Below are 25,535 nucleotides of genomic sequence, written 5' to 3'. Positions count from 1 at the left end.
ATCTTACAAAGTCGAATGCAACGATTAACAGAATAATCTGAGAGAGTTTTATGATTAATTTACCTGCAACCCCAAAGCAACCCCTCAGTTTAATTTACCTAGATGCTAATGCCACTACTCAAGTATTGCCTCAAGCTGCAGCGGCAGCTTTATCAACCATGGAGACACTCTTTGGTAATCCCAGTAGTGGTCATGTAACAGGATTGCAGGCAAAACAGATAATAGATGAAACACGGCAGCAGGCACAAACTATTATTGGTGCTGGTAACGGTAAGGTAATATTTACAAGTGGTGCTACAGAAGGAATTCAAACTGCGATCTTATCGGCGTTACAACATGCTAAAACAACTCTTGATAGCAGTAAAAAATATTGCCTCTTGTACGGTGCCACGGAACATAAGGCAGTACCTGAGTCACTTAAACACTGGAACAAAATTCTTGAAATAAATGCTGAAATAAAAGCTATTCCAGTGAATGAACTGGGTCAGCTTGATATTAATTTTATAGCAAAAGAGGTACCCGATGCCTTGATGATTTGTACCATGGCAGTTAATAACGAAACCGGGGTTTATCAGGACATCAATTTACTGGACCAAACCATACGTGCCAATAATAAAAATACCGCTTGGATGGTAGATTGTGTTCAAGCATTAGGCAAAACAGATTTAAACTTGGCAAAAACCAGCATCGATTACGCACCGTTTAGTGGACATAAATTATATGCTCCTAAAGGTGTTGGATTTATGTATATTAAAGAAACATCTCCATTTACCCCTTTCATTGCAGGTGGTGGCCAAGAAAGTGGTTTACGCTCAGGTACTGAAAATCTGCCTGGTTTAGCCGCATTAAATGTTATATTTAGCATGCTCAACAAAGCAACTAAAAATACTTTTACTGCTTTAAAAACGCTCCATTTATTTCGTCAACAAATTGCTACAGCTTTAACTCAAGCCTTCCCAGAAATTGTGTTTAATCATAGTTTTGAAAATTCAGTACCAACAACTATTAACTTCACCATTCCCGGGTTTAGCTCTAAAGAAATAATGGATTTATTTGACGCCGCAAATATACGTGTCAGCTCTGGCGCTGCTTGTAGTTCAAAGGTAACGGGCAGTTTTGTATTAGACGCCATGGGACTGCCAAACTGGCAAAGTGAATCGGCAATTAGAATGTCCTTTGGGCCAGCGATGACACAACCACAAATTGACGAAGCGTGCACAAGAATAGTGTTTGCCGCGCAAGCATTAAAACAAAGCTGCTTAACAGTAAACACCAGTATCACTGCTGACAAAACAGAACTAGAAGGTTTATTACAATTTAAGGTAGGTGGAAGCTGTAGTTGGTTATATGTCGATAAAAGAACAAAATCTGCCATATTTATTGACCCCTTACCCGAGTTAACTGGGCGTCTGCAAACATTACTGACCTGTCAGGGGCTTAATTTAGTTGCTGTAATCGACACTCACGGCCATGGCGATCATCTGTCTTGTCGAGCCCAACTTACTGATGATTTAGCTCAACAACAAACAGACATGCTTGGATGGCCAGTTCACTCAAAGACAACAGTCATTCATGGCCAACACTACCCCTACATTTTATTGGGTGATAAATGGTTAGTTAAAGTCAACACACCTGGCCATACCACTGACAGTACTAGCTTGTTACTTTGTGATCCTATCAAAGACTCAACAGACGAATTAGTCGTTCACTATACGTTTTGTGGTGATTTAATCTTAATGGACAGTCTTGGTAGAACAAATTTTTCATGCAGTAGTGCAGCGGCTATGTTTTCAAGTTTGCAGTTATTAAAAGCACTTGTAGGAACTGAAAGCCTCATTTGCCCCAGCCATGATTATAATAATGAGTTTACCACTAGCATTAGCGCAGAGATATCACGTAACTCGTTACTTGCACACGTTATGAATAACGAGATAAACATCGAAGATTTCTCGGTTCAAAAAACATTAATGGACACAGATATTGTCGACCAATCAGGTCGTAAAATCATGTGTGGCGATTTAATAGGTGATTGCAAAAAAGCATCAGTGCGTGAGTATAATAGTCACAGTTTAGCCGAGGCTCTGAAACAACCCAACAATATTAAATTCATTGACCTTCGTGAGTCTTACGAATACACACTACAGCACGATAAAAACTTTGAAAATAATGTACCTTTAACTCAATTGGTAGAATTTATGCACCAGCATAAACATAATAAACAACAACAGTTAATTTTAGTTTGTCGAAGTGGTGGCCGTTCTCAATTAGCGGCGCAGACACTATTACGTTTAGGTTTTGAAAATGTTGGACACTTAAAAGGTGGGTACGCGTTGCACCAATACTAGGGTGTGTTGTTTTGTGATGAAACAGTATCTGCTTGTGATATTTGTAGTTCTAAAACCAATAGCGCTAAATCAAAAAACCAACATTTTTGTTGATGTTAGAACTATCCTTGAGAGTCTATAGAATGTTATTTGTGTTAATTAGTGCCAGCTTTGTTGGTTTAAGTTTAGGTGTTTTAGGGTCAGGCGGAGCAATTTTAACAGTACCCTTGTTGATGTATGGTTTGGGATATACTGAAAAATTAGCTATCGCTAGTGCGCTAATTATTGTTGGCTCTATCAGTGCAACAACGGCGTTAATTGGCATAAAACAAAGAAAAGTCAATTGGACACTTGTCCTATACTTTGGCGGTCCAAGTATGGTCAGTGCCTATGTCGGAGCTTGGGCCAGCAGTTATGTTTCAGGGCAAGCACAAGTCATGGTATTGGCAGTTATTATGCTTGCAGCTGCATGGAAAATGTTTCGTTCTTTTCAGATGCAAATACCTCACAAAATAAACCGGTTGTTAATCATTATGCAGGGCATTGGAGTTGGTCTACTGACTGGCTTTGTTGGCGTTGGCGGTGGCTTTTTAATTGTACCTGCTTTAGTGTTGTTGGGCGGGATAACAATGAAACAGGCCGTTTTTACTAGCTTGGTGGTGATATCAATCAATTCAGGCTCGGCGTTTATTAAATATCAGTCTATTCTTCACGAAAATAACCAATTATTAGATTGGTCAACTATTGGCATAATATCCAGCATAGGTATTGTAGGCAGTTTTACAGGTCAATATTATTCTATGAAACTACCCCAGCAAAAAATCAAAAAAGTGTTTGCAGTATTTATAAGTGTAATGGCCATATTTATGTTCTGCCAACAAATACTATTTACCGCATGATAAATGGCTCAAGATAACTTTTGGGTCTATTATCAGTTGCGCTTATCCTGTCAGGAAATCGGCGAGAGGGATCAAAAATCTTGAATAAAACATTAATTCCAATCTGCAACAATAACAGCTAACCAAATATTTTTTCCCATAGACTTTTACGCTTATCTGGCACAGCCGATTTGCCAACACATCGATTAGGTACGGGAGGTAATGCGGCGGTAATAGCAGGCACACTGAAGGTGTTAGCACACCCAGCTTTACTTAAATTACCCGATGCATTATCAAAGTGAGCGATACTCAATCCATCAGGGAAACGCCTAACCAATGACCTAGGCTGTTGTTGTTGTTGATAAGCAATAAATAACTGCATGGCCCCACTTGCCCCACTTAAGTTAACAGGTTGGTTGTTATCTTTGCCTATCCAACTGGTCACAAGAATGTTTTTATCAAAACCACTAAACCAACTGTCACGATAATCATCGGTAGTTCCCGTTTTACCTGCCATATTAACATCAGGAAATTTTGTTCGAACAGCTTTAGCCGTCCCTTCTAACGTCACTTTGTGGAGTGCATAGTTCAGCAAATAAGTAGCTTGTTCATTAACTCGTTGTTGTGGGGCAATGTCAAATTTCCATAGCAAGTCATCATCAGCAGACATAATGGCCGTAATTGAATGCAGAGGTATGTAGCGACCGTTGTTAGCGATAGTCTGATACATCTGGTTTACTTGTAGCGGTGAAAAGTTTACCGCTCCTAATGTTAAAGCTGGGTATAAATCGAGTTCTTCTTTTACACCTAAGCGCTTGATAGTATTTGCTATGTTTCCTAAGCCCAAACTCATACCTAACGACACGGTTGGCACGTTAAGTGACCGGCTCAACGCTATCAACAGTGGTACTTGGCCTCGGAATTTTTTATCTGAGTTTTGTGGTTCCCACATTTTACCGTACGTGCTTTTAAGCTTTATGGGTTCGTCTGTTAAGTGTGTGGCTAAATTATAGCTTTTTGGCTGCTCCAGCGCAGTAAGATATATGGCTGGCTTGATCAGTGAACCGATAGAGCGTTTGGCATCCAGTGCCCTGTTGAAACCTGCATAAGCAACATTACGCCCACCAACAATCGAGCGAATTTCACCCGAATCAATATCTGTGACAACCATAGCTGCTTCAAACCCACTTTTACCCAAGCGTTTTTCTTGCACAACAACACCATCAGAAACAGCACGTTCGGCCTTCACTTGTGCGTTAGAGTCCAAGGTCGTAAACACTTTTACCCCTGACTGCCGAATATTTGGATTATCCAACACCAAACGTAATTCACGTCGCACTTGATCCATAAAAGCTGGGTGCTTGTCTTTTCTCAAGCTTGCACCAGTTGCTAAATTAATCGGTAGCTTTACCAAGTTTTGATATTCATTGGGTGACAAGTGGTTACTTTCAAACATCGAGCGTAAAACTATATTACGCCTTTGTGTCACCCGCTCTTCATATTTGCGAGGGTTATAATATGAAGGGCCTTTAATAATGCCTACCAAAGTAGCGATTTCATCAATACTTAGCTCGTTCAGTGGGCGGTCGTAATAAAAATAACTGGCTAATCCAAACCCATAAACGCCAGTATCCCCATTTTGTCCTAAAAACACTTCGTTAAGGTAAGCCTCGATAATCACATCTTTGCTGTACCTAAATTCTATAATCAACGCCATCATTGCTTCTTTAGCTTTTCGTACTAAAGATTTCTCACGTGTTAAAAAAAGGTTTTTAACCAACTGCTGAGTCAAGGTACTTCCGCCTTGAACGGTTCGTCCCGCAGAAATATTGGCTATTAAAGCTCTTAATATAGAAAGTGGTGCCACACCAATATGCTGATAAAAATCTTTATCTTCGACTGCTACTAACGCTTGGGTTAAAATAGGTGGAACATCGTTGATTTGAACCAACATACGATCTTCGCGACCGCTGCTGACCAGACGAGTAACTAACCATGGTTCAAGGTAAACATTATCGATACGTTGAAAACTATCAAGGTCTTGGATCAGACTAACACGCTCATTCTTAATGCTTATTTCAATATAACGTAAATCTTCTGCTCCATGAGAGAAATTGAATTTGCGACGCTGAATACGAATACTATTCGTCAATACTTGGTATTCGCCAGAGCTATCTGCCTGAATGACTTTTCGATAACCTAATAACTGTAATTCTTCTTCAATCTCATTAATGCTAATTTCTTGTTTTACATTCAAAAACATTGGACGTGCATATATCTGTGCCGGTACTTGCCATTTATTACCTGCAAATTTCTGGATGATTTGAGCATCCAGATAAATAAAATAGGCCGCGACAACTAAGATAAAGATAAACAATAACTTACCCCAGTGTCGCCAAAACCAGCGAAAAGGATTAAGCCGTTTCCATATTGAAACATAGGGCGAACGGTTCGGCTTGTTAGATGTTCTGGCTTTTTTGGTGGCAGGTTTAGGTTTAACGGGAATTTTACTCATGGTTTACTGCTCATTCTTTTTTTGGTGCGTGTTGTTGCTTGTGCATTAGCCGGATCGTCTGGCCAGAAATGGCGAGGATAGCGGCCTTTCATTTCTTTTTGTACCTCTTTATAACTTCCTTGCCAAAATCTTGGTAAGTCTTGGGTCGTTTGTATGGGCCGACCTGCAGGTGAGAGCAGCTCGACTGTGATTGGGACTTGTTGTTGTGCAACAGTTGGATGAAGCTGCAAGCCATATAGTTCAGTCATACGCACCGATAACACTACACTATTGCTTGATGTATAAGTCAACTGAGCACTTGTGCCGCTAGGTAAAACCAATCGTTTAGGAAATTGTTTATTTAATTTTTGTTGCTGTGCGTAGTCTAACTCGTTGAGCAGCTGTTGTAGAAAATGACACTGCGTGAGTTGCTGCCAAGTTAATACATGCCTCAGGTAGGGCATTAACCATCTATCCATAGAGTTGAGTAAACCAGACTCCGTGAAATCTGGAAATGCCTGAAACGATGGGGTCCCAATAAAACTTGCCGCCAATTGCACCCGATAAATAAGTTGCAGTACGTCTTCATCAAATGGTAGCCCAACTATGCCTTTACCCTGAATGACACGCTGCCAGATAGACAGAATATGCTGCTCAGAAGGTCGCTTAATTGGTTGTCTGTTAATCACAATTTCACCCAGAGTCTTATGCATTTCCGAGACTATTCTTTGGTTTTCGTGATCCCAGGCAACATATTCTTTTTTCTCAATCAGATGTTGAAAATGCTGCTCAAGTTGTAACAATGTTAAAGACTCTGCATAACGAATTTGCGCGTTGTCTTGTTGCCTATCGCTGGTTTGCATGTTTGCTATGGCTAACCAGTTATGTGTGGTCAAAGCGTCGTCTTGGTACAACACGGCTCCACTTCCATTCACCAGTTGATAACGTTCATTTTTTCTCTGTTTTGCCAGCCATTGTGGATAGGCATAACCCACTAAAACAGCGGTATCTTCGATTGGCCATGTTAAAAGGCGACACGCTAACTTCGAGTGCCATTGGCGGATCGTTTGCCAAACAACATGATTTTTTTGCTGCAAAACAAAATGTAATCTGGCTGATAAACTTGCCCCGTTAGTATTTCTGCCCATGGGGTCTTTGTTTTCGATTAGTGCCGCTAAAGCACACGCCATACTTAGGTGCTCCGAACTCATTTTAGCACTTTGCACTAACATGACTGCGATACTGGGATGGCAACCAAGCCCATGAGCTTTTCGCCCTAAAGCCGTCAACTTTTTGTTGGCATCTATCAGTCCAAGCTGTCTTAACAGACCAAAACCTTGGGAGAGTTGTGCATCACTGGGGTAGTCTTGTAACGCAAGCGCCGACACATCCGAGCCCCACATCATACTTTCTAAAATAAAACTGCTCATGTCGGTATGCATGATCTCAGGCGTGCTTTGTTTAGCTAGCCGACTGTGTTGTTCTTTACTCCATAACCGGTAACAAGTACCAGTCATCAAACGCCCCGCTCTGCCTGCACGCTGTGTGGCCGAAGCTTGCGATATTTTTTGGCTCTGCAAGTGAGTGATACCCCGATTTAGTTGAAAAATGGCATTTTTTTCAATACCACTATCGATAACGACTTCTATGCCCTCGATGGTTAAACTGGTTTCAGCAATATTGGTTGCTAAAACAATTTTTCGTTTTCCATCAGGGTGGGGTAATAAGGCTTGTTGTTGTTCATTTTTTGATAGTTCAGAAAACAACTTCAGAACATCGACCTCAACTGTACGTTTCTGGCTATAGTCCTGACTAGCGTATTGGCTAGAGAGCTGGCCGAAGTGTTGGTTTAAATACTGGGCCGCTTTATTAATATCGGCAGCACCTGGCAAAAAAACCAGAACGTCATGTTTATGTCTGGCAAAGACTTGGATAACAAGCCGACTAATCTTTTCAAACAAATGTAAACTTGAATTGTCAGCTTGATAAACAATATTTACGGGGTAACTCTTTCCTTGAGACTCTAATAATTTAGCTTCGGGCAACAACTCCCTCAGTGCAACAACGTCAAGAGTGGCTGACATCACCAATAAGCGTAAGTCGTCTCTCAGGGCTTGCTGCACTTCAATACATAACGCCAAAGAAAAGTCAGCATGTACACTGCGTTCATGAAATTCATCAAAAATCACTAAACCCACATCAAGCAATTCAGGCTGGTTCTGTAACATCCGCGTTAGAATGCCTTCTGTGACAATTTCTAAACGTGTATTATTTGTGACTTTAACTTCACCTCTAATTCGATAACCCACTGTTCGCCCTACAGGCTCGCCCAATTGGCTAGCCAAATACGCAGCAATATTTCTAACAGCAATACGCCTTGGCTGTAACAAGATGATCTTTTTATCTTTAAATACGTCTAATTTGAGCAAAGACAAGGGCAAACAGGTTGACTTTCCAGCGCCAGGAGGCGCTACAACGATAGCATCACCAACCATGAGTTGTTGATGCAATGCAGGCAAAATATGTTCAACAGGTAACAAATGACATCTCTTTGGTTTTAAATAAAAATTTGTGAAGAGTATATTTCTAAGATGATAACAAACATAAGGGGTGACAGTATGCGGGCATTTTTTGGTTTATCACCTGACGCCAAAACTAAGTTGACAATAGAGGTGTGGCGAAATAAAGCATTTCCTCACTTTGATGGACCAGTACCAGCAGCCAATTTTCATGTAACCTTAGCTTTTTTAGGTCGGCTCATACCTAAGCAGCTCGATGAATTGTGCAAGGCTGTCGACCAATTAACTGATATACACACATTTGATGTTTCACTTAACCAAGTAGGTTATTGGTCAAAACCTAAAGCCCTTTGGTTAGGTTGTAACGATATTCATAATGAGCATCTGAAACTTGTAAAAAGCCTATCTCAAATAGGTAACTCAATAGGTTTACAATTACCTAAACAAGATTATATCGCACACCTAACACTTGCCAGAAAATGCTCAGTCAGCCCACCAGCAGCTTTAATCGAACCTACATTGACTTGGCGTAACGCAGAATTTCATCTATTTGAATCCATGTCAGGTAAAAAAGGGGTGTCTTATCACATTCGACATTCTTGGCTATTAGCTAAAATGTTTGCCTTTCAATCAACCTGAACCTTATCCATGCATGCTATATGTTGAAGTTATATATTCAGGTTTTATATTAGGGTGGTTCTGATGTAACCTTTTTTGTTCTTTACCCCATCGGCTTTAGCGAGTCACAATAAGAAATAATCGGAATTAAGGTTTTATGAGTTATGCAACAAACATTTAGATTAGTCATCGATTGTCCAGATCAAGTAGGTCTAGTCGCAGCCGTTAGTCAATTTTTAGCCGACCAAGAAGCCACGATTGTCGAGGCGAGTCATCATACAGATCAGCAAACAAATCGCTTTTTTATGCGCCACGAGATTAAAGCTGAATCGCTCAATGTGAGTATTGAAAGTGTGAAGCAGGCTTTTAAGCCTATTGCTGAGAAATTTCAAATGAATTGGAAAATTGCTGATTCAAACAAAAAACAAAAAGTAGTGATGCTGGCCAGTCATGAATCCCATTGTTTAATGGATATCTTACATCGCTGGCACAGCGGGGAATTGTTGTGTGATATTCCATGTATTATTGCCAATCATCCACAATTAAAACAATTTGCAGATTGGCACGGGATCCCATTTCATTGGGTCGACTTTAAAAATAAATCAAAAGAAGAAGCTTTTGCGGAGGTAGAACACCTTATCCAAACCTATCAAGCTGATTTGACTGTGCTCGCAAGGTTTATGCAGATTATTCCCGGGCACCTTTGCGAAAAGTTAGCGGGTAAAGCGATCAATATTCATCACAGTTTTTTACCTTCCTTTGCCGGCGCTAAACCGTATCTACAAGCCTATAATCGAGGTGTTAAGTTAATTGGTGCCACTTGCCACTATGTGACTAGCGATTTAGATGAAGGGCCAATTATTGAACAAGAAGTGATGCGTATTAGTCATAGCGATACCTCTGAGGATATGGTGCGTAAGGGTAAAAATTGTGAAAAAATAGCTTTAGCAAATGGCGTTCGGTATCATTTAGAAGACCGTGTCATTATTCATAAAAACAAAACTGTGGTATTTGCTTAATGTCTATCTATCTAATACGCCATGGCCAAACCAATGGCAACAGGGATAGAATTATACAAACACCTGATACACCACTTTCAGAGCTAGGGCAGCAACAAGCCCAACAACTTGCGCAGAGATTTCAGAATATTCCAATAACAAAAATTATCTGTAGTGATTATCTGCGCGCACAACAAACAGCAGCTCCATTACATGCATCAAATCAGTCCTCATTCAGTCTGCAACCTCTTCTCAGAGAAAGAAACTTTGGGGATTTGCGTGGCAAGACTTATGCAGAAATTAATGCTGATTTTTTCGCTGAAGGATACGTACCACCGAATGGTGAAACCCATCAACAATTTGTAGCACGCATTAATCTTGTTTGGGAATTTATATTAACGAGTTATCTCAATACAACGGGTAGTTTAATTGTGATGACACACGGCTTGGTATTACGCGAGTTGATTAAACAACATTTAACTGTTGATGAACTTATGCTGCCACTATTAAACTTTCAAAATACATGTATTACTGAGGTAGATGGGACAGATAAAAGAACGGTCTTAACATTGTGTGATGCAGAGCATCTAGATAAAAGAAGTACGACAGGGACTGCTGTATGAGTCAATTACTAGACGGTTTTAAAAATACCCATTGCGACTTAGTCTTACTTTGTTACCAGTTGCGCATTTTTCAAATACCCCACTAAAATCTTTAGGATCACTCTACTTTTGGCTAGATGCTGACCATTCTCAACAATGGTCATTTGCGAAACCATCGGTCTTTGTGCTCAGTAACCGCTCTGTGTTCTTTAGTAAATTGTTCTTTGGTAAATTATACTCAATACCTTGGCTTGTTTTAAATGCAATTTGTGATTGGGTGATCACTCCAAAGCCAATGTTAATATTATGACTAAGTTGATATCTTGGTATAAAAGAAAGCTCTTTTAATAGCCCAAACCTATTTCTAAAATAATATTTTCAGTTGGAAGCTGATTCAAAGCGGCCAAATACTCTTTTTGCTTGCAACCACTAAACTTTACACCTGACTTCAGCATTTTAAATTCTACGTTTTGAGAAGCCCAAATTTGCAACCAGTTCAAAGCTATTGCGAGCGCATCTGAACTGGCATGACGATGGCGCGATAACAGCGAAAGTGCAGCGACGATAACTAATCTCAATTCAGACATTCAAATTGAGCTAAACATTTTGTACTTTAATTATTCTATATCTAATTACCGTTAATGCAGTACTAACTTGGTATAGAAATGCATACCAATCTAACAAACTAATATTGAAGATATAAGCGCAGACTCTCTTGTACTTTGATGCCAGAACATTACAATATTTATTTGTATGATCAATTACAGCGAATTAATTAAAATCATAAAAATCACCTGATAGGAAATTATGAAAACTAAACTAGCAGCGCTATTATTTAGTGCGGTGATAGTTGCATTAAGTGCATGTAGCGAACCCACTAAAACCCAAACAACATCCCCCATACTCATGGCAAAAGCGGAACAACAAAATCCATTATTAGCAGAATATGCTGGTCCTTATGGTGGTGTCCCTGCTTTTGATAAAATGAATTTAGCAGATCTTAAACCCGCATTAGACAAAGGTATGGCTATCAACTTGGCTGAGATTGATGCCATAGCCAATAATTCAGAACCACCAAATTTTCAAAATACGATTGTAGCGTTAGAAAAGTCTGGTAGTGATTTAAGCAGAGTATTTCGTTATTGGGGCATTTGGAGTTCAAATAAAAACAGTCCTGAGTTTCGAGAAATCCAAAAAGAAATGGTACCGAAAATTTCTGCATTTAATTCGAGCATCACAGGTAACGAAAAACTATTTGCTAAAATAAAAACAGTCTACCAAAGTGAAGAATTGAAGACCTTGACCACCGAAGAGCAACGAATCACATGGCTCACTTATAATAGTTTTGCAAGCAACGGCGCAACGCTATTAGGCGAATCTAAAGCGCGATACGCAGCGATTAACCAAGAAGTAGCTGGTTTACAAACTCAATTTGCCAACAATATACTAGCTGACGAAGAAAACTATGCGTTGTTTCTCAATGACGACCAATTATCGGGTTTATCGGAGTCCTTGATTTCAGCTGCTGCAAACGCTGCAGAGAGTCTTGGAAAAGAAAGCCAATATGCCATTACTAACTCTCGCTCATCAATGGATCCGTTTTTAACCTACTCTGACGAACGAAAACTAAGAGAAAAGGTATGGACAACCTACTACAACCGAGCGAACAACGGTGATGAATTTGATAATAACCAGCTCATCAAAAACATCCTTAAATTACGTGATGAACGTGTTGCATTGCTAGGTTACGATAATTACTCACAGTGGCGCTTAGAAGACCGGATGGCAAAAAATCCAGAAAACGCCATGGATTTAATGAAAAAAGTTTGGCCAGCAGCCATTGCTCGTGTGGATGAAGAAGTGACAGATATGCAGGCAATAGCGGACGCTGAGGGCGCTACATTTAAAATAGCGCCATGGGACTACCGTTATTACGCCGAGAAAGTACGCAAAGATAAATATTCTTTAGACTCGGACGAAGTGAAACAATATTTACAATTGGATAAATTACGAGAAGCAATGTTTTATGTTGCGGGCCGGTTATTTAACTTTGATTTTATGCCTGTGCCAGAAGGTTCGGTGTCAGTATTTCATGAGGACGTTAAAGTATGGGAGGTCAAAGACAAAACCACTGGTGAACATATTGGCTTGTGGTACCTAGACCCCTTTGGTCGCAAGGGAAAACGCTCAGGTGCTTGGGCCACGACCTATCGAAGTCATACTACATTTGATGGTAAAAAAACGGTACTTTCTTCTAATAATTCTAACTTTGTTAAAGGCTCAGAAGGACAGCCAACACTCATATCTTGGGACGATGCAGAGACCTACTTCCATGAATTTGGTCATGCCTTACACTTTTTATCTGCCACTGTTGCTTATCCAAGCTCACACTCTGGCGTCCGCGATTATACTGAGTTTCAATCACAATTGTTAGAACGTTGGTTAACAACAGACGAAGTGATTAATAACTACTTAGTGCATTACAAAACAGGTGAACCTATACCTGCTGATCTAGTGGCCAAAATCAAAAAAGCAGCGACTTTCAATGAAGGTTTTAAAACAACTGAATACATGGCTTCAGCTATTATGGACTTGTTGTACCACACAACTGATCCAGCTTTAATCGAACCACAGACTTTTGAAAAAGAGCAGCTGACCGCTATAGGTATGCCAAAAGAAGTGGTTATGCGTCATCGCAGTACTCAATTCGGTCATGTATTTTCAAGTGAAGGGTATTCGTCTGGCTATTATGGTTATATGTGGGCAGAAGTACTTACATCTGACGCAGCAGAAGCATTTGCTGAAGCGCCGGGGGGGTTCTATGATAAAGACGTGAGTAAAAAACTGGTAGATCACTTGTTTTCTATTCGTAATGCTATGGATCCAGCAGAAGCCTATCGTTTATTTCGTGGACGTGACGCTAAAGTGGAAGCATTGATGCGAGATAGAGGTTTTCCAATTACCAAGTAACAATACACATATTATGCAATCATAAAATGATGTATGGGCTCCCTTTACCGCAAGGGAGTCCGTAACAAGGCAAGGAGTTTTTACAGACGGACGTCCATGCATCAATTTTTTAATAATGGGTTTGAAGGCCCTTCGCCCTCATTAAATTTCAGACTAAGTAGATATCTGCTCGGCAGCAATTTGCTTTAACGCCTGTTCAAATGTTTCAGAAGGCTGACCACCACTGATCAAGTGTTTATCATTCACTATGACAGCAGGCACCGAACTCACCCCAGCCGATTGATAAAATTTTTGCTGTTTCCTCACATCAGTCATGTACTTATCTGAATCCAATATTTGTTTAGCTTCAACCACGTCTAACCCAATACTCTTAACGACAGATAATAATTGTCGATGATCACTAGGATTACCACTTTGCTGGAAGTACAAATCAAACAGCGCCAACTTTAAATCTGTTTGTTTGCCTAACTGATGTGCCCAGTGCAACAAACGGTGAGCATCAAAAGTGTTATAAATACGACCGCCGCCACGATTGCCAAATTGATACCCAACAGACAAGCCGCGCTCTCTTATTGCCGCACGGTTTTGTTCACTTTGTTCCACAGTAATGCCGTATTTTTGAGTAATATGCTCAGTAATTTCCTGTCCTTCTTTTGGCATCTGAGGATTGAGCTCAAATGGTTGCCAAGTGATATAGGCTTGGATATCTGGAGCTAAATTAGACAAGGCATGCTTCAATGCTTGATAGCCTATAATGCACCAAGGGCAAGATACATCGGATACAATGTCTATTTTTAGTTGAGTGTTCATAATTCTCCGTTTTTGAATAAGCTCTACCAAGGACAACCCATTTGAATTTTCATCTCTAATCTTTGAATTATAGAAGTTTATGTGCTCAACTTCAGAAAACTTTAGTGCTCTGTGGATTAGCGAAAACCAGCGATATCATTCTCAATAGTTTGCTAATAAATCATCAGAAAAACAGTAACTATTATTTCGAGACTTATATTTAATACTGCCAAAAAAAAATCAAACATTTAACGTATTTTGATTTTTTTGACTGCTCAAGTATCCAGTAACGTAAATAACCAATCAAAAAAGATAGCCATTAAAAAGCTACTGATTAAGCTCCATACTGAAGGTTGATGAATATCATATAACTGTACTGTTTTAATGTTTGTTGGAAAACCTTATTGTCGGGGAAAAAATAGCACGTGGAATGTCCTCATCAATGCACATTTATTTAGTGCTGCCACTTCGCTTTAAGATGAGACACGCGGTTCGAAATAAAAAAACTAGGTGCGTCGTCTTCGAAAACAGCTTCGTCACTACCATTATAGTAGTTGAGCAAGTTTTGAATATTGCCCTCAAAATAACGGTCAGTGATTTTCTGGAAACCTATAAAAGCATACACTGCCTAGGTTAAATAGGCATCAATTTGTTTAGCATACTGGTCAGCCACGCCGGGTATTTGAATGCCTATCGGTACACCGCCACACAATAGTATAATCCTTACATAATCTGCTCAGGGTTTTAACATCTATACTCACAAATGGCCTACAATACCTTTTGCGCTTTGAATTGGCTTGCTGCTGAGGAGATGAACTTCTATAGTAAACAAAAATCTAGAATAAGGAGACGAGTTTGTTAAAATTCATTGTCATAGGGCCTTTGTTACTTGCAATATTGTCTAGTGCGTGGATACAGGCGCAAGACCTAAAAATTGAAAATCATGTCAATGTGCAAAGCTGTCCAGAAAATTTTTATACCTTACCACTGTACCCCAACGCTAAATTCTGCCAACTATTTGCTGAAGAATTGCCTGCCAGTATGTCTTATTTTGCCAGCAGTAATCAGCAAACTACAAAAGAATTTTATGTTGAACAATTAGGCCAGGCAGAAGATGAAAAAATGCTTCATGGCCGAATTGTATTGCAATATTCCAATGGTCAAAAAGTTGTGGTTATATCCAAAGATGGCCAAGGTAGTCAAATAGATATTCTTATAAAATCTGAAGAATAACGTTAAAAATAAACCTTAATTTAAAATATTCCTGAACTACAAAAGCTAAAAAACTTATTTTCATATCCGTTGGCACTTTCTTTGCTTACAAAGAAGATGACTAACACTAAGTCAATTTTCTGACGTTGGCTTTTGGAGATACCGTGGAACTAGCAATTGTATTGATGATGTTATTGATCATCGTAGCTGTAGGCGCAATGAAACTTTATGAACCAAGTCTAGCATTTCCTTTTAAAAAGAAAGGCAACTTGTTTACACCTGTTGAACGAACGTTTTTAGGTCTCATCGAAGAAGCGGTAGGTAATGAATTTCGTATCTTATGCAGAGTAAAAATGAGTGATATATTGACCATTCATCAAAATACAGATAAAAGAATCAGTAAAAACGCCGCCACTCGGGCAGGTAGCAAACATCTGGATTTTGTACTTTGCTCTAAAGAAGATATGTCACCAGTTATCGCTATAGATTTAGTACGTAACACTGGCAAAGACGGTTATAAAAGCCAGCGAGATTTTTATGTAAGCGGCGCTCTCGATGCTGCGCGTATACCTCACGTTAGAATCAAGGTGCGCTCTGGCTATAAAGTACAAGATATCAGAGAATGTATTCAGGCAAAGCTTCCAAAAGTAAAGTTAAGACGATTAGACGCACCAACGCCTTCAAGTGGCGGTAAGTTAGCAAATGAATTTGCTAGGCAAGCTAAACCTACGCGACCTATTCAAACCAATAAAACGGTAATCAGTCGCCCTACTGCAGCGTAACAACCCAGATACAAAAAAGGCCCCTTAGATATTATTCTAGGGGGCCTTTTGTCAATACTTTATTGTTAGCGATATAAAAAACTAACCTTTAACGAATTCAACACCCATCGCGATGTCAGCACGTAAGCCATCTAACATAGCCTTTTTAGCGTTCTCTTCGAATTCACTTAACTCACCATAAGATAATATTTCTTCTATGCCGTTTTTACCTAAACGAACTGGGTGAGCAAAAAATGCGGCGTCATCACTATTTGTTTCAACATAGGTATATTCCACTACATTTTCACCACGCATTGCATCAACCAAAGATAAGCAGAATCTTGCCGCTGCTTGTCCCATAGATAACGTTGCTGATCCGCCACCAGCCTTTGCTGTGACCACTTCGGTACCTGCATTTTGGATACGGGTAGTCAAACTTGCCACTTCTTCGGCAGTGAATTCTACACCTTTAACTTGTGACAGAAGAGGTAAAATAGTAGTGCCTGAGTGCCCACCAATAACTGGAACGTGCAAATTAGCCGGGTTCAACCCTTTCAGATTACCTACAAAAGTTTCTGAACGGATTACATCAAGTGTAGTGACACCAAACAATTTGTTTTTGTTGTATACACCTTTAGCTTTCAACGCTTCTGCTGCTATAGCAACAGTCGTATTAACTGGGTTTGTGATGATACAAGTACAAGCTTCTGGACAATTATCAGCAATAGCATCAACCAGATTTTTAACAATTCCAGCGTTGATGTTAAACAAGTCAGAACGATCCATACCTGGCTTACGAGGAACGCCCGCTGGGATTAATACGATGTCACAACCGGTTAAGGCATCAGCTAAATTATCTTTTCCGTAACCCTGTACTTTCACACCAGTAGGGATGTGGCTTAAATCGACCGCAACACCCGGAACTACTGGGGCAACATCATACAAAGATAGTTCAGAGCCTGCTGGCAATTGAACTTTTAATAATAATGATAACGCTTGACCGATACCACCGGCTGCACCTAATACGGCTATTTTCATGATTCTCTCCTGTGAAAAGCTTTCTGCTTTGCAATAACCAAAGCTAACATGGGTTGTAAATATATATGATTTTAAAAAACACGTTATTATACTAGGGTCTACCTCGATTTAATAGCCAGCTGTGCTTTATCGTATTTTAACCTCATTGTTTATGCTGGCAAATTGCTTAAATCCAAGCAATACGGCAAAATACATTAATAAATTCCACTAACTAGTTGCTTATGGCCACCACTAAACAAGACGCACTGATTAAAGCATTTAAAGATATCCTTAAAACGGAAAGTTTTGGATCCCAAGGCGATATAGTCGAAGCGCTAAAAAAACAACAGTTTGATAACATTAGCCAATCCAAAGTATCTCGCATGTTAAGTAAATTTGGGGCAGTTCGTACTCGTAATGCTCGTGGTGACATGGTGTATTGTTTGCCCCCTGAATTGGGTATGCCTACAGCAAAGAGCCCTCTAAAACAGCTTGTTCTGGATATCGTGCATAATAATGTGATGGTAATTATTCGTACTAGCCCAGGCGCAGCTCAGTTGATTGCTCGTTTGTTAGACTCCTTAGGCAAAAAAGATGGGGTGTTGGGCACTATTGCAGGCGATGACACGATATTTATTGCTCCCGCCGACGTCAGCACTATCGAAGACACTCGCAAGCGAGTCGAAGCATTATTTGAAAACGTTTGAAAATGTATAAAAAACATCTAGGATTTGCTTTTAATATCATCGCATTAGGACTATTTTTTCCTGGTATATTGCTGACCATGTTTTCCTTCAATATGGAAATGACTGCCAACCTTAGTGGTTCAGCTCTTTCTTCGTCGTTAATAGATAAAGAATTATCTATTATGGCGACAATTAGCGAATTATGGGAAGACCAGCGGTTATTGGTCGCCGCGCTGATATTTGTCTTTTCAGTGTGTATTCCACTTTTAAAAACCATACTGCTTTGTTTTGCCTACTTTACTAAATCGCTGCAAATTGAAAAGAGACTCATCAACTTTGTGGGGGCCATAGGCAAATGGTCAATGGCAGACGTGTTTGTTATTGCGATCTTCTTAGCTATTATGTCTACCAACCATGCCGAAACGAGTACTTCAGAACAATTCAGCGTATTTGGTTTTAAGATTGCTTTAGATATCAGTACTCAAACATTATCTGCTGCTGGGGAAGGTTTTTACTACTTCACTGCATACTGTTTACTGTCTTTGATTGGTACTCAATTGTCGGGTTCTGTGATTAAACATCAACCCATGACTTAAACCACTATTCGCCGTGTGAAACAATTAATCGTATTGACCTGTCTAGTTATTTATTAGGGGCATGATCAACTTTGTAAATGATCTTAAATAACAGCTAACTTGTAGCTAGTCACGTCGATAAAAAGAAATATAATCATGAATCAAAAACTATTGTTAGTTCTTATTACTGTTATCACCCTTCTTCTTAATGCCTGCGGTGGCGGTAGTTCGCTGCCTCCAATAGTGCCCAATGTACCTAAAATTAGCGAACCAAGCTGGTTAGCGGGGCAATTTTCAGATGATTCAATTTACAAAGATCTCTGTGCCGTCCCAAGAATAGTCCCAGATAGTAATGGCGATACGTTCTCTGATGCTCAAGGCAGCAGCATGCATGAAAAGATGTGGCTACGCTCTTGGACTAACGATACTTACCTTTGGTACAGCGAAGTGGATGATAACAATCCTTTTCCTTTTACTGTTGCTGCTTATTTTAGCCAGCTAAAAACCGATGAGCGCACAGCATCAGGAACGTTCAAAGATAACTTCCATTTTTCCCAATCAACCGAAGACTACAATCAACGCACACAAAGCGGTGTCACCTCTGGATATGGCATCAGTTGGGAATTCATTAGTTCAAGTTCACCAAGACGTTTAATTGTGCAGTATACCGAACCGAATTCACCAGCAGCCACCGCTTCTGTTAGCAGAGGTTACGAATTGAAGACCATTGATGGTATTGATTTTATTAATGCCACTTCTCAGGCTAACGTTGACCAAATTAATGCTGCGTTGTTTCCATCTGATGCGGGGCAGACCTTTAACTTTGTGTTTACCGATGAAGCTGCAAACGAGGTGTTAGCTGTCAACTTAACTTCAAAAAACGTCGAATTACAACCTGTGCAAAACATAAAAGTGATAGACACAGGTGTTGGCCGGATGGGCTATATGCAATTCAATTCATTTATCCGCTCAGGGCAGCAGGGGTTAATTGATGGGTTTCAGCAGTTTGTTGACCAAGCTGTCACTGAACTGGTTATTGACCTACGTTATAACGGCGGTGGTTTGTTAGCGATGGCTTCGCAAGTTGCCTATATGGTAGCGGGCAGTGCGCAAACTAATAATCAAACCTTTGAAACACTTCAATTCAACGATAAATACCCTAACGTAGACCCAGTGACAGGTAACACATTACGCCCAACCCCTTTCTACACCAGAGAAATTGATTGGACTACGAGTCAATTTATCAATGATAGCCCTTTGCCAACTGTTAATCTGACCCGCGTTTTTATATTGGCTACAGAAAATACCTGTTCGGCTAGCGAAGCGGTTATTAATGGCCTACGAGGTATTGATGTTGAAGTGGTGTTAATTGGGAGTACCACATGCGGTAAGCCTTACGGTTTTTACCCCACAGATAATTGTAGTACTACCTACTTCACTATTCAGTTTCAAGGCGTAAATGCAAAGGGATTTGGAGAGTACTCAGAAGGATTTTTGCCTGTCACTAGCCCGGAATTCAACGACCAGCTTCCGGGTTGCACAGTTACTGATGATTTTACTCAAGTATTGGGGAACGAAAATGAGGCACTTTTAGCAGCGGCTATCGGATATGCTGAAACAGGTGTTTGTACAATTCAAAATAAACCTGTAAATAAAAGCGTAAATAACGATTCTTTACATAGATCGGGTATTCCTATCAAGACCCCAAATACTATTCTTGACTCAATTAAGATATTCACCCCTATTACCGAGCCAACAGAATTGTGAACAAGTACATACCCAAAACCATATTGACCCTGGCTCCTTTGCTGTTGAGCAACTGCTCAGCAACACAACCTTTAGAGCCCATTCCGGCGTTGCTCGTTCAGCCTACAGAAGATAATCGCATAGTTTTAGAACATGCCATAGGCGACTTGTTTAATAGCCAACCAATAAAACTGGCTAATAGCGTATTTACACAACAAAGCAAGGTTGTAATAGAGCGTCGTCTTGTCAAAAACAGTCGTGGCGAGCTGCTAGATGGGCGTGAAATTCGTGAGGCTGATAGCGTTTCTTTACTCACTGAAGATGGTCAATGCTATATCCGGCATGACCAAACTGGAGATATCAAATTAGTTCACAGTATCAATTGCTCCGCCACACAAAATTAAACAACGAAAGTGACTAACAAGCAGTATCTCAAATCAACTCGTTTCAAAGTGACTATAACATCAGAAAGTCACCAGTAACGTTATCATTACCTGAAACAGAATCCAGTTCGAAAATTATAAAATTATGCTTGGTGTTGTAATTGAATCGTTTCGACAGACGTTTTCAGGTGAAGGTTATGTTTTGACCGTTATGCCTGTGTGAGCATAATTTTCTGCCCACAAAGACTGCACATATAACGAGTAAAAGTGCTAATGGCCGTTTTTAAAAACGTTGTATCGACCAGTTGATGGCAATGATGCCAATGATTATCGAACCCAATTTGAGCCCGTATTTGGGATACCACTGCTTACTACGACAGAAAAACAATACCGGTAACAGTGCTAGTAAAATCATTAATTGCCCTGCTTCAACACCGATATTAAACGCCAAAATAGATAAAAGAGTATGCTGTTCACTTAAGCCCAGCTCGCCCAACACGCTGGCAAAACCCATGCCGTGTAACAAACCAAATCCAAAGGTTATCAAACTAAGTCGCGTCACTAATGGCCACAAATTATTGAGTGCGGTGAGTACAATTGATAACGCAATACCAAATTCAACCCAACGACTAGAAGGAACAATCCAGCCAATTGCTGTAGCACTTAAGGTAATAGAGTGAGCAAGCGTAAAAGCAGTAATAACCCATGCGGTATCTTTGATCACTTGGCTATTATTTAGCTTGGGTATCCATTTTCCATTTTGATAGATCAACACACTGGTAAGCACCAATACAACCAAAAACAAAATGTGATCAGTACCGATAAAAATATGCACAGCGCCTTGATAGACATAACTGCTTAACACGCTAAACCAATCACTACTTTGCAAATCGATGTTCACTTGTTGCTGATCCGCTGATATAACTTGACTGGCAATACCTGTTTTATCCGACCCAATGCCAGTCAGATTAACGATAAGTTTATGCTCTGGGTCTTGAGGAAACACGCCAGTGTATTTAATCACTAAGTCATCAATGTTCTGGCTTTTACAATCAGCAATCAAAGCAACAGACAAGTAACCTTCGTCAAAATGAGTATCCGCTCGCAAACCGTCTGGCATCGTTAAGACACAGCGCTGTTGATTAGCTTGAAAAGATAAATTGGCTTCAACAAACTGCAATATTTGGTCTTTTTGGCTGACCACTTCTTGCCATTGCAACTGACCATCGAGGTTATTATCAAGCTTAACCTGGCTATCTACGTCAAACCAACGTAATTGCAATTGACCTTGAATACCTTTTTGTTGATACGTAGACAAATCTAGATTTAAGTAGCCAGTGCTCATTTGGTGGGCTTGTATTGAACATGTGAAACTAGCCAGCAATAGCAACCAACATAAACGGATTAACACATTAACTCTCCTTAACCTTCATTTGCTGTTTAAGCATCATTGCTTGTGCCTTTTTATGCAACGCATAATCTTCATGGGATAGACTTTGAGTCAAATTTTCTTGCGCCCAAAACAACGCTTGTTCTGGGTTGGGTTCAATATAAATATAAAACCTCGATAAGTCGGCAGCATGGTAAGTATCATTGCGTTGCAGCCTTAAAGTGACCCGGTTTTTAGCAGATGATTGCCACTTCTTTTGAGTACCATTAGGATTCAAATCTCGATTAGATTGGACTTCAGCCATAGCCAAGCGCATTAGCAACGCATCATCTTGATACCCAACTTGTTGCACTATCTCACCCAATCTATCCAACACATTTTCATATTGACCCAAGTCGAGTTGCGTATCTGCCCATTGACTCATGTAGCTAATAGGTGTTTTTTCTAGGGGATAAGCACTCATCCAAACAGCAGACTGTTCAGTTAAGTTTAATTGAGTGGCCATATCAGCAGCCAATTGCACTAACCATATGTTACTAGCTGCAATATTGTCAGTGTCATGATGCAGTCGTTTTACTATAGGTTGTAATTTTGCATAAGCCGTTTTGACCTGTTCCACACCGTTTGCAGTCTGTAGAGAGCACGCTAGAGCAATATCAACATTCGCCATTCCAATTAAACGCAAACAGGTTTGTTTAGCACTGTTATTTTCCCCCATTAGTAATAATACATTTGATTTCATCAACCATGCAGAAATAAAGGTTTCATCCAGTTCTAGCGCATTGTCTAAGGCTTGTAATGCTGCGATAAATTGATGTTGATACTCTAAGACACGGGCTTTGTAATACCAGTATTCTGGTTTATCTGCTTGGGTTTCTTCCAAGTTGTCTAACATCATGCTGGCCTGGCGCAAATGCAGGTTAGACGACCCCGCGTATTGCGACTGCTGCAAATGCCATTCGATATTTCGTAAACTGACTCGTGTATTATTCAATGATTGGCTGGAATCCCAGCTCGCCACAACTTGATTAGCTGTTGGTTGATAAACCTCTGCCATACTGTTTAGACTAAACAATATAGCTAAAATAGGAACTAATAAATTAAGGATGATGCGATTGCGAAGTTGGATAAAATTTTGAATATAAATATGTGGCATGTCACCCTCACTGATTAAAAACGCCATCCATGGCCTAAACAAAAAATCTGTGTAACAGGTTTTTTGCTCTCTTCCTGAGCCTAAACCAACCATTGATTACTGAGCAATCAATAAATCATCATAGGCATTGGGGTTAATCACATCCTGAGTAAAGTCCCTGCCGTTTGTTGGCAAAGGAGTATCGGTCTCATTTTGTGCAAAGGCTGCTCGACTATAACTTGAAAAGCTCACTATCTGTTTTTCGATCGTGATATTAACCGTTGCCGTATCAGACGCTGAAGCGTATTGGCTAGAAACGTCCGACACTGTAAAACTAAAACTATCGGTACCAGTGACGGTTGCATTTGGCTGATAAGTAAATGAACCATCAGTATCTATAGTTAAAGTCCCTCTTGTAGGCGCTTCTGCTACAGCGAAACTAAGCGAGTCTCCATCTGCATCCGTACCCGAGAGCATATCAACTATAGCTACATCAGCTTGAGTGATAAGGTCAATTGATACCGCTACAGGAGCAGTATTAACGGCAGCAGCAGCATCGTCATCATAACTATCTCCACAGCCCATTAACATCGCACCAATAGATAAAGCCAGATAAGTATTTATTTTAGTGAAGTGCATAGTCTTCTCCTTATTCAGAGCCAGCAAGAGGCAAAGCAAGATATGGGAAACGGCTCATCATCATTGTCGAATCAGAAGGAGCACCGTCAGTAAAGGGAACATTACCTACACTTGCATCTTCAGGTGTACATAATCCTAAATCAGTGTCAGTGCCTGCTACTGGGATGGGGTAACATAAACGCCCCATTACCACACGTAGTGCAATATCAACTACATCATCGCCGGGACGACGACCATTAGGAAACCCTGCTAAATCATCACCAGCTACACCAAAAGGTGATTGCTCTGCAGCAGCAGTAGCAGCAATAGCCGTATTTAAGCGCAGCATTTCAGATGGTGTAACGGTTGCTAATTGATTCACACCTTCAAATCCAGTTAAAAATGCAGTCACTAAATCCACTCTTGGGAAGTTAGTAGGAGCTAATGTTTCGATATCGGCACCTAACGTTGTGTTAACCGCATCTCTAAACAGAATATTTAATAACTCTGGAAGTGATGGATGAGTCACGTAATCAGCAAATTGTGTATCATCTTTAGGGTGTGCGCTAGAAAACGTATCTTTATCGGCTAAACCAATCACTAACTCGTTTACTAGTGGATTACCTAGACGTGAAACCTGCGTAAGGGCACCACCATTGACTTCGGTATTAGCAAAGCTGGCGTTAGGGTTGAGGATACGTGCCTGCGGCAAACTTGCCGTTGTCCACGCGCCAATCGACCCATTACCTTCACCGGTAGCACAAACTTTAGGTATTTCAACGGCAATAGACGTGACGTTTTTATCAGCTAAATCGTCGTTGCTACTGTCCTGCGTGATGCCACCAGGGAAACCATTACCATCACCTGCACCAGGGGCACTATCGCCTTCAACCGGCACGTAATTGACTAAGTCAAAGGTTTTACCTAAATTAACAACAAAGGCGTCTTTACGCTGGCCTACAAATACCTTACCCATGCTGTCACATCCGGGAATAGCAAAATCATAAATAAAACTATCCGAGTATTCAGCGTAAGTAGCGCCGTTGGTAAAGGTTTTATTACCAATATAATCAAGAGGCTTACCGAAAGAAGTGGTGCCAGATGTGCTATTGGTTAATTGTGCACTGCTACCAGAAGATTGCGGGCCAGTGACTAAGCTTAAGCTATAGCTTTCGCTAAAATTAGCATTTGCTTGGTTAGCGGCGGTAATACCGCCAATATTCTTTAATGGTACTTTAACACTGCGTTGATTATCCGCAGGCCCAATCATAAGTGCCACCCCTTCGTTATTGTTTGGCAGCATCGACTCAAATCTAAATTGAAAGGTCATATCTTCTACCGCATCGCCATCACTATCGATATGAATGCTGTATACAGCAGCAGGATCCATAGCAAAATAATTAGGACCGCCATAAGCGTCTTGCAGAGGAATATAGTTAGCAATCATTGTGAGATATTCACCGCGTCCTTCTTCGTAACTATTGAAGGCATAAAAATCAGTAGAATCTAGTGTAGGTAAACGAGTAAGGTTAGGCGCTTCTCTGTGGCTAGATGCCATAGCAGATTGGGCGATAATTACTGAACTAATTAGACTTAATGCAAATGTTTTAGTGGTACGTTTCATTGTTGTTCCTATTGTTATTAAACACTGTCAGAGGAACTAACGACCCAGTTGTTATATTGGATGCAGATAAATTGTATTTTTATTAATAAAGATTAAATCAAGTTCATTTAGACAGTTTTGAGAGAAGTAAATAACAAAAATAAAAGCCCTTCAGCTATTAAGTTGAAGGGCTTGAACCACATGATTGTTTAAATAT

Annotated in this window: 22 protein-coding genes; 12 read left to right on the top strand and 10 right to left on the bottom strand. The window is 40.1% G+C overall.

Annotation, left to right across the window (positions count from 1 at the left end):
* Positions 1–50 precede the first annotated feature (50 nt).
* Both QZ562_RS02835 and QZ562_RS02830 read left to right on the top strand, forming a co-directional pair.
* The gene (locus QZ562_RS02835; protein WP_293756656.1) at positions 51–2,345 is read left to right on the top strand and encodes an aminotransferase class V-fold PLP-dependent enzyme; all 2,295 of its coding nucleotides are present in this window, start codon (positions 51–53) and stop codon (positions 2,343–2,345) included.
* Positions 2,346–2,467: 122 nt separating this feature from the next.
* The gene (locus QZ562_RS02830; protein WP_293756654.1) at positions 2,468–3,223 is read left to right on the top strand and encodes a sulfite exporter TauE/SafE family protein; all 756 of its coding nucleotides are present in this window, start codon (positions 2,468–2,470) and stop codon (positions 3,221–3,223) included.
* A gap of 118 nt (positions 3,224–3,341) precedes the next feature.
* On the opposite strand, the gene mrcB is transcribed toward QZ562_RS02830, so the two are convergent.
* A complete protein-coding gene (mrcB, locus tag QZ562_RS02825; protein ID WP_293756652.1) occupies positions 3,342–5,717 on the bottom strand; it encodes a penicillin-binding protein 1B in 2,376 nt (791 codons plus the stop codon).
* Complete coding sequence (hrpB, locus tag QZ562_RS02820) at positions 5,714–8,236, bottom strand: ATP-dependent helicase HrpB (protein WP_293756649.1); 2,523 nt, start codon at positions 8,234–8,236, stop codon at positions 5,714–5,716. The genes mrcB and hrpB overlap by 4 nt, the downstream gene beginning before the upstream one ends.
* 78 nt (positions 8,237–8,314) lie before the next feature.
* On the opposite strand from hrpB, the gene thpR reads away from it, so the two are divergent.
* The 3 genes from thpR (at position 8,315) to QZ562_RS02805 (ending at position 10,454) form a co-directional block, all read left to right on the top strand.
* Entirely contained in the window at positions 8,315–8,854 is a 540-nt protein-coding gene (gene thpR / locus QZ562_RS02815) for an RNA 2',3'-cyclic phosphodiesterase (RefSeq protein WP_293756646.1), read from the top strand.
* Positions 8,855–8,997: 143 nt separating this feature from the next.
* Entirely contained in the window at positions 8,998–9,852 is an 855-nt protein-coding gene (purU, locus tag QZ562_RS02810) for a formyltetrahydrofolate deformylase (RefSeq protein WP_293756643.1), read from the top strand.
* Positions 9,852–10,454, top strand: coding sequence for a histidine phosphatase family protein (locus tag QZ562_RS02805; RefSeq protein ID WP_293756641.1), 603 nt, complete (start codon positions 9,852–9,854; stop codon positions 10,452–10,454). The genes purU and QZ562_RS02805 overlap by 1 nt, the downstream gene beginning before the upstream one ends.
* Positions 10,455–10,777: 323 nt before the next feature.
* Here the strand turns inward: QZ562_RS02805 and QZ562_RS02800 are convergent, their stop codons facing one another.
* On the bottom strand, positions 10,778–11,020 hold the full coding sequence (locus QZ562_RS02800; protein WP_293756638.1) for a hypothetical protein: 243 nt from the start codon (positions 11,018–11,020) through the stop codon (positions 10,778–10,780).
* Positions 11,021–11,240: 220 nt separating this feature from the next.
* Between QZ562_RS02800 and QZ562_RS02795 the strand changes: the two genes are divergently transcribed.
* Positions 11,241–13,403, top strand: a complete 2,163-nt coding sequence (locus QZ562_RS02795; protein WP_293756635.1) for a M3 family metallopeptidase — start codon at positions 11,241–11,243, stop codon at positions 13,401–13,403.
* Between the two features lie 153 nt (positions 13,404–13,556).
* On the opposite strand, the gene QZ562_RS02790 is transcribed toward QZ562_RS02795, so the two are convergent.
* Both QZ562_RS02790 and QZ562_RS21215 read right to left on the bottom strand, forming a co-directional pair.
* On the bottom strand, positions 13,557–14,213 hold the full coding sequence (locus QZ562_RS02790) for a DsbA family oxidoreductase (protein WP_293756633.1): 657 nt from the start codon (positions 14,211–14,213) through the stop codon (positions 13,557–13,559).
* A 607-nt stretch (positions 14,214–14,820) separates the two neighbouring features.
* Positions 14,821–14,904, bottom strand: a complete 84-nt coding sequence (locus QZ562_RS21215; protein ID WP_363315314.1) for a hypothetical protein — start codon at positions 14,902–14,904, stop codon at positions 14,821–14,823.
* A gap of 143 nt (positions 14,905–15,047) precedes the next feature.
* On the opposite strand from QZ562_RS21215, the gene QZ562_RS02780 reads away from it, so the two are divergent.
* Positions 15,048–15,425 (top strand): hypothetical protein, encoded by a 378-nt coding sequence (locus tag QZ562_RS02780; protein ID WP_293756631.1) that lies wholly within the window; start codon positions 15,048–15,050, stop codon positions 15,423–15,425.
* Between the two features lie 143 nt (positions 15,426–15,568).
* Positions 15,569–16,186: a DUF2726 domain-containing protein gene (locus QZ562_RS02775; protein ID WP_293756629.1), complete on the top strand. Its 618-nt coding sequence runs from the start codon at positions 15,569–15,571 to the stop codon at positions 16,184–16,186.
* A gap of 81 nt (positions 16,187–16,267) precedes the next feature.
* On the opposite strand, the gene mdh is transcribed toward QZ562_RS02775, so the two are convergent.
* Complete coding sequence (gene mdh, locus QZ562_RS02770; protein ID WP_293756627.1) at positions 16,268–17,203, bottom strand: malate dehydrogenase; 936 nt, start codon at positions 17,201–17,203, stop codon at positions 16,268–16,270.
* Between the two features lie 221 nt (positions 17,204–17,424).
* Between mdh and argR the strand changes: the two genes are divergently transcribed.
* The 4 genes from argR (at position 17,425) to QZ562_RS02750 (ending at position 20,593) form a co-directional block, all read left to right on the top strand.
* Positions 17,425–17,889, top strand: a complete 465-nt coding sequence (gene argR, locus QZ562_RS02765; protein ID WP_293756625.1) for a transcriptional regulator ArgR — start codon at positions 17,425–17,427, stop codon at positions 17,887–17,889.
* A gap of 2 nt (positions 17,890–17,891) precedes the next feature.
* Positions 17,892–18,464, top strand: a complete 573-nt coding sequence (locus QZ562_RS02760) for a paraquat-inducible protein A (RefSeq protein WP_293756623.1) — start codon at positions 17,892–17,894, stop codon at positions 18,462–18,464.
* 135 nt (positions 18,465–18,599) lie between these two features.
* Entirely contained in the window at positions 18,600–20,210 is a 1,611-nt protein-coding gene (locus tag QZ562_RS02755; protein WP_293756620.1) for a S41 family peptidase, read from the top strand.
* Entirely contained in the window at positions 20,207–20,593 is a 387-nt protein-coding gene (locus QZ562_RS02750; protein WP_293756617.1) for a hypothetical protein, read from the top strand. Before QZ562_RS02755 ends, QZ562_RS02750 begins: the two co-directional genes overlap by 4 nt.
* A gap of 262 nt (positions 20,594–20,855) precedes the next feature.
* On the opposite strand, the gene QZ562_RS02745 is transcribed toward QZ562_RS02750, so the two are convergent.
* From QZ562_RS02745 to QZ562_RS02730, 4 genes are all read right to left on the bottom strand, one after another.
* Entirely contained in the window at positions 20,856–21,983 is a 1,128-nt protein-coding gene (locus QZ562_RS02745; RefSeq protein ID WP_293756615.1) for a HupE/UreJ family protein, read from the bottom strand.
* Between the two features lies 1 nt (position 21,984).
* Positions 21,985–23,145 (bottom strand): hypothetical protein, encoded by a 1,161-nt coding sequence (locus QZ562_RS02740; RefSeq protein WP_293756613.1) that lies wholly within the window; start codon positions 23,143–23,145, stop codon positions 21,985–21,987.
* A gap of 69 nt (positions 23,146–23,214) precedes the next feature.
* Positions 23,215–23,736: an Ig-like domain-containing protein gene (locus tag QZ562_RS02735; protein WP_293756610.1), complete on the bottom strand. Its 522-nt coding sequence runs from the start codon at positions 23,734–23,736 to the stop codon at positions 23,215–23,217.
* Positions 23,737–23,746: 10 nt separating this feature from the next.
* Entirely contained in the window at positions 23,747–25,339 is a 1,593-nt protein-coding gene (locus tag QZ562_RS02730) for a DUF4331 domain-containing protein (protein WP_293756607.1), read from the bottom strand.
* Between the last annotated feature and the right edge of the window lie 196 nt (positions 25,340–25,535).

Source organism: uncultured Paraglaciecola sp., from assembly GCF_913058035.1.
GTDB lineage: Bacteria > Pseudomonadota > Gammaproteobacteria > Enterobacterales > Alteromonadaceae > Paraglaciecola.
Note: the sequence above shows the minus strand (reverse complement) of the source record. Positions and strands in the feature narration are given on the sequence as shown.

Excerpts from the sequence above, each read along its gene's own strand:
- QZ562_RS02800 (WP_293756638.1), bottom strand. The coding sequence starts at position 11,020 with ATGTCTGAATTGAGATTAGTTATCGTCGCTGCACTTTCGCTGTTATCG.
- QZ562_RS02830 (WP_293756654.1), top strand. The coding sequence starts at position 2,468 with ATGTTATTTGTGTTAATTAGTGCCAGCTTTGTTGGTTTAAGTTTAGGT.
- mrcB (WP_293756652.1), bottom strand. The coding sequence starts at position 5,717 with ATGAGTAAAATTCCCGTTAAACCTAAACCTGCCACCAAAAAAGCCAGA.
- QZ562_RS02790 (WP_293756633.1), bottom strand. The coding sequence starts at position 14,213 with ATGAACACTCAACTAAAAATAGACATTGTATCCGATGTATCTTGCCCT.
- QZ562_RS02805 (WP_293756641.1), top strand. The coding sequence starts at position 9,852 with ATGTCTATCTATCTAATACGCCATGGCCAAACCAATGGCAACAGGGAT.
- QZ562_RS02740 (WP_293756613.1), bottom strand. The coding sequence starts at position 23,145 with ATGGCGTTTTTAATCAGTGAGGGTGACATGCCACATATTTATATTCAA.
- QZ562_RS02760 (WP_293756623.1), top strand. The coding sequence starts at position 17,892 with ATGTATAAAAAACATCTAGGATTTGCTTTTAATATCATCGCATTAGGA.
- QZ562_RS02730 (WP_293756607.1), bottom strand. The coding sequence starts at position 25,339 with ATGAAACGTACCACTAAAACATTTGCATTAAGTCTAATTAGTTCAGTA.
- QZ562_RS02795 (WP_293756635.1), top strand. The coding sequence starts at position 11,241 with ATGAAAACTAAACTAGCAGCGCTATTATTTAGTGCGGTGATAGTTGCA.
- thpR (WP_293756646.1), top strand. The coding sequence starts at position 8,315 with ATGCGGGCATTTTTTGGTTTATCACCTGACGCCAAAACTAAGTTGACA.
- QZ562_RS02735 (WP_293756610.1), bottom strand. The coding sequence starts at position 23,736 with ATGCACTTCACTAAAATAAATACTTATCTGGCTTTATCTATTGGTGCG.
- QZ562_RS02755 (WP_293756620.1), top strand. The coding sequence starts at position 18,600 with ATGAATCAAAAACTATTGTTAGTTCTTATTACTGTTATCACCCTTCTT.
- QZ562_RS02835 (WP_293756656.1), top strand. The coding sequence starts at position 51 with ATGATTAATTTACCTGCAACCCCAAAGCAACCCCTCAGTTTAATTTAC.
- mdh (WP_293756627.1), bottom strand. The coding sequence starts at position 17,203 with ATGAAAATAGCCGTATTAGGTGCAGCCGGTGGTATCGGTCAAGCGTTA.
- purU (WP_293756643.1), top strand. The coding sequence starts at position 8,998 with ATGCAACAAACATTTAGATTAGTCATCGATTGTCCAGATCAAGTAGGT.
- argR (WP_293756625.1), top strand. The coding sequence starts at position 17,425 with ATGGCCACCACTAAACAAGACGCACTGATTAAAGCATTTAAAGATATC.